The sequence below is a fragment of the Shigella sp. FC1661 genome, assembly GCF_001712525.1.
GTDB lineage: Bacteria > Pseudomonadota > Gammaproteobacteria > Enterobacterales > Enterobacteriaceae > Escherichia > Escherichia coli.
Genome location: NZ_MDGW01000112.1, coordinates 1 through 7290 on the forward strand (window position 1 = coordinate 1; position 7290 = coordinate 7290).

Here is a 7290-nt window from a genome sequence, read left to right on the forward strand (position 1 = left end):
TTTGCCGTTACGCACCACCCCGTCAGTAGCTGAACAGGAGGGACAGCTGATAGAAACAGAAGCCACTGGAGCACCTCAAAAACACCATCATACACTAAATCAGTAAGTTGGCAGCATCACCGAAGGACGGCAAGGACATTGTGCCCGATCGCATCCGTTCCGCGCTTGGGCTTGGCTGATAAGTAATATGCTGGCGGCGCAGTGCGTCGCCTCTGACTGAAAAGGAGACAACAGATGAAAGACATCGATACTGAAACCCGGAATAACACCGTGGCGGATAATGTGACGGCAGTTGAGGATATGGCTGTCGAACGTGGCGTAAAACTGACCCGACCAATTGAGCGTGGTGGCGAAAAAATCACGTATGTGGAGATCACCGGGGCTATTGAGCAGGCTGGATCCCTGCGTGGTCTGTCGCTGTCTGATGTGCTGAATCTGAAAGCGGATACCATGTTCACGCTGTTGCCTCGCGTGACCTCGCCACGACTGGATGAAGTGATGATTAAAAAAATGTCGTCACGCGATTTTATTCAGTTGTGCGCTGTGGCTGTAAATTTTATGAGCGAGCCAGACTCTGGCGCGAAGAGCGTGCAGGAGACGGCAGCGTAATCACCCTGGTGTGCTTTGAGCACATCGAAGATCTGGTGGCGGATATTGCCGCCATTTTTAACTGGTCGCCCGCCGAAATCTTCATGATGACGCCCTGCGAAGTGGTTAGCTGGCGTGAGCGAGCGGCACTTCGTAGCGGGAATGCAGACAATGAAGACTCTTGATATCCGGGTCGCTTTCAGCGCCGTTGACAGGCTGACCCGGCCTGCCGAAAACGCCCGCCGCCTGATGGGGCAGTTTGGTGACTCCATCCAGCGAACGCAGGGGGCGATCAAAAATCTCGAGCGTCAGGCGCGATCATTTGAGCGCGCCCGTGACGCTGTCAGTAAAGCGGATGCGGGCATCGTGAAAGCACGACGCCAGCTTAACGCCCTTAATCAGTTACAACGCACGGGTACAGTGCTCAGCGAAAAACAACAAAAGCTGATGCAGCAGTTAAGCACCCGGCTTGAACGCCTGAATGAATCGCGCACACGGGAAATTCAGAAAATGCGGGAGCTTGGCGGAGAGCTGAAACGCCACGGCATTTCCCTGACAGGCAGCGATAACACCATCCAGCAGGCCATCAGACGCACCGAACAGTACAACAACCAGCTTGAACGCGAACGGCAGGCGCTTGCGCGTGTAACACGGGCGCGTGAGCGGTATTCGCGCGCGCAGGAAACAGCGGGAAAACTGAAAACAGGTGGTGCGCTGGCAATTGGTGCGGCAGCGGCGGGCGGCTATGCTGCCGGGCGTTTTTTGCAGCCTGCGATCGGGTTCGGCAAAGAGATGTTCCGCGTTCAGGCACTGACGCGAATCGACCAGAACAGCCCGCAGTTTAAGGCGCTGCGTGAGCAGGCGTTAAAACTTGGCTCTGAAACGCAGTTCACCGCAGGCGATGCCGCCAGTGGACAGGCATTTCTTGCAATGGCTGGCTTTACACCACAGGCCATTCAGGCTGCGCTCCCTGGCGTACTGAGCATGGCAACGGCTGGCGGTATGGACCTCGGTGAGACGGCGGATATTGGCTCAAATATTCTGACGCAGTTCGGTCTTTCTGCTGACCAGATGGACCGGGTCGGCGACACACTCACCGCAGCGTTTACCCGTACCAACACTGACCTTCGCGCACTGGGTGAAACCATGAAATATGCAGGTCCGGTGGCGGGTAAGCTGGGAATATCTCTGGAGCAGGCCGCAGCGATGGCGGGCGTGCTGGCGAATATGGGTATCAGGGGGAGTGATGCTGGTACGGCAATGCGTGCCAGCCTGGCTCGTCTGGCATCACCGCCAAAGGCGGCAGCAGAGGCGCTGAAAGAGCTTGGCGTGTCTGTCTCGGATGCCGGGGGCAAAATGCGCCCGATGGAGGATGTGCTGGCTGACCTTTATAAAGCTACCCGCAAATACGGGGAAGTTGACCGGGTATCGTTCTTTAAGGACATTGCCGGAGAAGAGGCTTTCACATCATTTATGGCCCTCGTTGATGCGGCAGGTGACGGCTCCTTACCCAAACTGAGAAAAGAACTTGAAGGCGCGCGCGGTGAGGCTGAACGCACGGCAAAGGTTATGGCCAACAACCTTGACGGCGATCTGAAATCACTCAGCAGTGCATGGGAAGGGTTGCGCATCCGCATTGCAGATCTGATTGACGGTCCGCTGCGTTCTGTCACGCAGTGGCTCACGCGTGTGGTATCAAAGGTGACGGCGCTGGCGCAGGCCCATCCCGCACTGACGCGCCAGCTACTGATTGCAGGCGGTGCATTGCTGGCAATGACTGCAACGGTTGGCTCGTTGTCGCTGGCTATTGGTGTGCTTGCTGGCCCGCTGGCAAAACTGCGTCTTGGTTTTTCCCTCCTGACCGGATCAATGAATGCTGTCAGGGTTCTGCCAGCACTATGGGGAATGGTGACGGGTTCCGTTTCTTTACTGGGAGGCGCTATCGGGGCGTTGTTCAGTCCGGTTGGTCTTATCGTGGCTGCGCTTGCCGGAGCTGCCGTTCTTATCTGGAAATACTGGGATCCCATCAGGGCATTTTTTGCCGGGGTGTTCAGCGGGATTATGGAAAGGCTGACCCCGTTGCGCGAAACATTTGAACGGTTTGGTCCTGTTTTTGACGCAATCGGGAGTGGGATCAGCCAGGTGTTTAACTGGTTTAAATCGCTGCTGTCACCGATGGAGTCCAGCAAGGAAACTCTGGATAAATGTACCAGTGCTGGCGAGATATTCGGTAACGTTCTTGGCGGTGCGTTACAACTTGTTCTGACACCTGCAAAAATGTTGCTGGATACGCTGGCGTGGATACTTGAAAAGCTTGGTGTGCTTCCGGATGAAGCGGAAAGGGCGCGCAAGAAAATCGAAGACGCACAGCGTGCGGCCATTCTTCAGGACAAGGTTGCCTTGCTTCAGGGGGACCTGGCGAAAATCAATCCGCCGAAGCCTGTGGAAAATGGCAATGGCACCGGAGGTGATAACCCCAAAGACAATAAACCGCTCACAGACAGCAATACCGGTACGCTGCGCAGACTCAGCAAAATTGCTGATAACACAGGTAAGCTGGTTGAGGAGACGAAAAAACGCATTGGCCCCGGCGATATTGTCTTTAAAAACCTGCCCCGAGCACTTGCTGTTCGTGGGGAGTGGCAGGAGCGGAAGATTGCGCAGGTCAGTAAGCCTGCCCCCGCAATTAATATCACACCCGTGGTTCCGGCTCCGCTGCCTCCGGCGCTGGTCCCTGTTGTTGCGGCCAGCTCCCGCCCGGTGGCGGAGGCTATACGATCTCCAGTGGCATCAGTTCCTGTAACTTCCCGTAACCGGGAGCCTGTTGCCTCCGGATTTGGTGGTGAAATTCATGTTCATCTGCATAACGTTGTTACGCAGAATCCCCGCGAACTGGCGAAACTGGTCGGTGAAATGGTCAGGGCAGAAATGGAACGGCGCGCCCGTGCCGGGCGTGGCTGTTTTTACGATAAAGATTGAGGAGTCATGGCCATGATGATGATCTACGGCATGTTTGTTTTTGAGCTGCGCACGCTGCCGCATCAGCAGTTACAGCAAAACAAAAGCTGGCGGCATGTGAAAAATGAACGCGTTAACCGTTCAGCAAGCTGGCAGTATATCGGTGCAGGTGATGATCGCATCGTTCTTTCTGGTGTGCTTTATCCTGAAATTACAGGTGGCGAAGTGTCGCTGTCGCTGCTGACCACGCAGGCGTATACAGGACGACCCTGGCCTTTGATTGATGGCGTCGGGCAGATTTACGGCATGTATGTCCTGACTGAAACGAATACGACCCGCTCCGAGTTTGATCGCTACGGTAAGGCGAAAAAGATAGAATTTTCACTGACTCTTGAACGCTGTGATGAGGATTTGCGGGAGCGCCTGCAATCCTCATCGTTCAGTGATATGCTGTCCGGCTTCAAAGATAAGGTGACATCATCTCTTAACAGCGCGGCCAGTTCAGTTAAAGGGCTGTTCTGATTTAACACAAAAACCGCTAATGGTCAGATTAGCGGTTTTCATTTTCCTGAGTCTGCCCGGTTGTTTCTTCAGTCTGTATATCGCCTACAGGGTGATAACGATAAATCGTCGATGTGCCAATGCCGTAAATTATTGCCAGTTGTTTTCTGTCGTGCCCGTTTTTGATTAGCCTTGCTATTTGCTCATGCTGTTCTTTTGTCAGCTTCGGTCGACGTCCGCCTGTGCGCCCCCTTGCGCGCGCTGCCGCCAGCCCGGCCAGTGTACGTTCAACAATTAATTCACGTTCCATTTCAGCCAGGGCACCCATCACGTGGAAGAAAAAACGCCCCATTGGAGAAGATGTGTCTATGCTGTCGGTCAGACTGCGAAAATTAATCCCTCGCTCCCGTAGTTCCCCGACGAGAGAAATCAGATGTTTCATGCTTCGCCCGAGGCGATCCAGTTTCCAGACAACCAGCGTGTCACCTTTTTGAAGGCGCTTTAAAGCGCGTTTTAATCCCGGTCGGTCTGTCTTTGTCCCGCTTAATTTATCTTCAAATATTTGTTCACATCCTGCACAAACAAGAGCGTTTCGTTGCAGGTCTGTATTCTGGTCATTTGTTGATACCCTTACATAGCCAATCAGCACACTGAATCTCCCGTCCAAAAGCGCAAATCATGCCATGCAGGCCAGAAACGGCCATTATTTAAAACCTCGGTTTACAGGAAACGGTAAACAGGGCTGGTAACGCCGTGCAAAAAAATGGCGATACCTTGTCCGGTGGGCTTACTTTTGAAAATGACTCAATCCTTGCCTGGATTCGAAATACTGACTGGGCGAAGATTGGATTTAAAAATGATGCCGATGGTGACACTGATTCATACATGTGGTTTGAAACAGGCGACAACGGCAATGAATATTTCAAATGGAGAAGCCGCCAGAGCACCACAACAAAAGACCTGATGACGCTGAAATGGGATGCACTAAATATTCTTGTTAATGCTGTCATTAATGGCAGTCTTGGAGTTGGTTCGACGAATGCGTTAGGTGGTAGCTCTATTGTTCTTGGTGATAATGACACCGGATTTAAACAGAATGGAGACGGTATTCTGGATGTTTATGCTAATAGTCAGCGTGTATTCCGCTTTCAGAATGGAGTGGCTATTGCTTTTAAAAATATTCAGGCCGGGGATGGTAAAAAATTCACGCTATCCAGCTCCAACAACTTCACAAAGAATGCAACGTTTAATTTATGGGGTGCTTCAACCCGTCCAGTAGTTGCAGAGTTAGGCGATGAGGCAGGATGGCATTTCTATAGCCAGCGAAATACAGATAACTCGGTAATATTTTCTGTTAACGGTCAGATACAGCCCAGCAACTGGGGGAATTTTGATTCACGCTATGTAAAAGATGTTCGCCTGGGTACGCGTGTTGTTCAATTGATGGCGCGTGGTGGTCGTTATGAAAAAGCCGGACACGCAATTACCGGATTAAGAATCATTGGTGAAGTAGATGGCGATGATGAAGCCATCTTCAGACCAATACAAAAATACATCAATGGCACATGGTATAACGTCGCACAGGTGTAAATTATGCAGCATTTAAAAAATATTAAGTCCGGAAATCCAAAAACAAAAGAACAATATCAGCTAACAAAGAATTTTGATGTTATCTGGTTATGGTCAGAAGACGGTAAAAACTGGTATGAGGAAGTAAATAACTTTCAGGACGACACCATAAAGATTGTATACGACGAAAATAATATTATTGTTGCCATAACCAAAGATGCCTCAACGCTTAATCCCGAAGGCTTTAGTGTCGTTGAGATTCCAGATATAACAGCCAATCGTCGCGCCGATGATTCAGGGAAGTGGATGTTTAAGGACGGAACTGTGGTTAAGCGGATTTATACAGCAGACGAACAGCAACAACAGGCCGAATCACAAAAGGTCGCGTTGCTTTCTGAAGCTGAAAGCGTTATTCAGCCACTGGAACGCGCTGTCGGGCTGAATATGGCGATGGATGAGGAACGCACACGACTGGAGTCATGGGAACGCTACAGCGTTCTGGTCAGCCGTGTGGATACAGCAAATCCCGAATGGCCACAAAAGCCTGAGTAAAAATTAAGGCCCAATATCGGGCCTTCTCTCATTCTGGTTGTTCGGGAAACGTTACTGGCAGGCTGGAGGTGTCTGTAGATTCGACTTTCTGCGCATAGAGCATCCACTCGGTTAATTTTTGTTTATTCTCGTCGGAAATGATGCCCAGCCGTAGCTGTGAGTCCCATAGCTGGGTTTTATCCCTGACAAGTTGCAACAGGCTTTGCTTTTCATTTTCCGCTTGTTGCCTCTGCTCTTCCTCGGTATAAGTTCGCTTTATCACTACGCCATCTTTGAACAACCATTTCCCCGAAATATCAGCCCGGCGATTTGCTGTAATATCAGGTAATTCAACGACGCTTGCGCCTTCCGGATTAATTGCTGAAACATCCTTTTCAATACAAATAATAACGCCGTTATGGTCATAGACCATTTTCAAAGTGTCTGGCTGGAAATTCTTTTGCTCCTCATACCAGTTTTTTCCATCATCTGAATAAAGCCATTTGATGTTAAATTGCTTTGTTAGCTGGTATTGCTCTTTTGTTTTAGGGTTGCCAGCAGTAATGTTTTTTAAGTGCATCATCGTTAAATACTCCCCGCGTTATACCACGTCCCATTAATGCAATACTGAATTGGCCTTGCCTGTGTTGTATCAATTAATTCATCACGGTTTCCGTTAACTGAACCCGTAACGACATAACCTGACCTGTCAGACCAGCCGGGACCATTCCATGTCTGAACAGATGACAGACCGCCAAGGCGAATACCTGTAATAAACCTTGAGTTACATTCTGCCCGCGTATATGCACCAACATCTCCCGCTGAAGGTTTTCGTGTCGTGGTATAGAAATCTGACCAACCTAATTCAACCCGGTAATGACTCCAACTTATTGATAGTGTTTTATGTTCAGATAATGCCCGATGACTTTGTCATGCAGCTCCACCGATTTTGAGAACGACAGCGACTTCCGTCCCAGCCGTGCCAGGTGCTGCCTCAGATTCAGGTTATGCCGCTCAATTCGCTGCGTATATCGCTTGCTGATTACGTGCAGCTTTCCCTTCAGGCGGGATTCATACAGTGGCCAGCCATCCGTCATCCATATCACCACGTCAAAGGGTGACAGCAAGCTCATAAGACGCCCC

11 protein-coding genes are annotated in these 7290 nt (G+C 50.8%); 6 read left to right on the plus strand and 5 right to left on the minus strand.

Translation table 11 applies throughout. The features are described 5' to 3' along the window. Positions 1 to 66 (minus strand): IS1 family transposase (locus BFF42_RS08280; protein ID WP_096257578.1); only part of this gene is annotated, 66 nt, incomplete at its 3' end. Positions 67 to 234: 168 nt separating this feature from the next. Between BFF42_RS08280 and BFF42_RS08285 the strand changes: the two genes are divergently transcribed. From BFF42_RS08285 to BFF42_RS08300, 4 genes are read left to right on the plus strand one after another with little or no spacing between them, the layout of a single operon-like run. After that, positions 235 to 609 (plus strand): hypothetical protein, encoded by a 375-nt coding sequence (locus BFF42_RS08285; protein WP_000651580.1) that lies wholly within the window; start codon positions 235 to 237, stop codon positions 607 to 609. 8 nt (positions 610 to 617) lie between these two features. Beyond that, entirely contained in the window at positions 618 to 773 is a 156-nt protein-coding gene (locus BFF42_RS08290; protein ID WP_039059815.1) for a GpE family phage tail protein, read from the plus strand. After that, a complete protein-coding gene (locus tag BFF42_RS08295) occupies positions 760 to 3567 on the plus strand; it encodes a phage tail tape measure protein (protein ID WP_039060544.1) in 2808 nt (935 codons plus the stop codon). Before BFF42_RS08290 ends, BFF42_RS08295 begins: the two co-directional genes overlap by 14 nt. 12 nt (positions 3568 to 3579) lie before the next feature. Next, entirely contained in the window at positions 3580 to 4068 is a 489-nt protein-coding gene (locus BFF42_RS08300) for a phage tail protein (protein WP_000979945.1), read from the plus strand. A 28-nt stretch (positions 4069 to 4096) separates the two neighbouring features. Here BFF42_RS08300 and BFF42_RS08305 read toward each other — a convergent pair whose 3' ends face one another. Further along, the gene (locus tag BFF42_RS08305) at positions 4097 to 4696 is read right to left on the minus strand and encodes a recombinase family protein (protein WP_000905061.1); all 600 of its coding nucleotides are present in this window, start codon (positions 4694 to 4696) and stop codon (positions 4097 to 4099) included. Between the two features lie 104 nt (positions 4697 to 4800). On the opposite strand from BFF42_RS08305, the gene BFF42_RS08310 reads away from it, so the two are divergent. Both BFF42_RS08310 and BFF42_RS08315 read left to right on the plus strand, forming a co-directional pair. Then, entirely contained in the window at positions 4801 to 5637 is an 837-nt protein-coding gene (locus BFF42_RS08310; RefSeq protein WP_039059818.1) for a phage tail fiber protein, read from the plus strand. 3 nt (positions 5638 to 5640) lie between these two features. After that, positions 5641 to 6168 carry a tail fiber assembly protein gene (locus BFF42_RS08315; protein ID WP_039060546.1) on the plus strand — a complete coding sequence of 176 codons (528 nt, stop codon included), beginning with the start codon at positions 5641 to 5643 and terminating at the stop codon, positions 6166 to 6168. Between the two features lie 28 nt (positions 6169 to 6196). Here BFF42_RS08315 and BFF42_RS08320 read toward each other — a convergent pair whose 3' ends face one another. The 3 genes from BFF42_RS08320 to BFF42_RS08330 all read right to left on the minus strand — a co-directional run. After that, positions 6197 to 6730, minus strand: coding sequence for a tail fiber assembly protein (locus BFF42_RS08320; protein WP_000972139.1), 534 nt, complete (start codon positions 6728 to 6730; stop codon positions 6197 to 6199). A gap of 2 nt (positions 6731 to 6732) precedes the next feature. Next, complete coding sequence (locus BFF42_RS28235) at positions 6733 to 7038, minus strand: phage tail protein (RefSeq protein WP_072037230.1); 306 nt, start codon at positions 7036 to 7038, stop codon at positions 6733 to 6735. Then, positions 7035 to 7290, minus strand: a 256-nt coding sequence (locus BFF42_RS08330; RefSeq protein WP_000474469.1) for an IS1 family transposase, incomplete at its 5' end; no start/stop codon positions are given. The genes BFF42_RS08330 and BFF42_RS28235, both read right to left, overlap by 4 nt.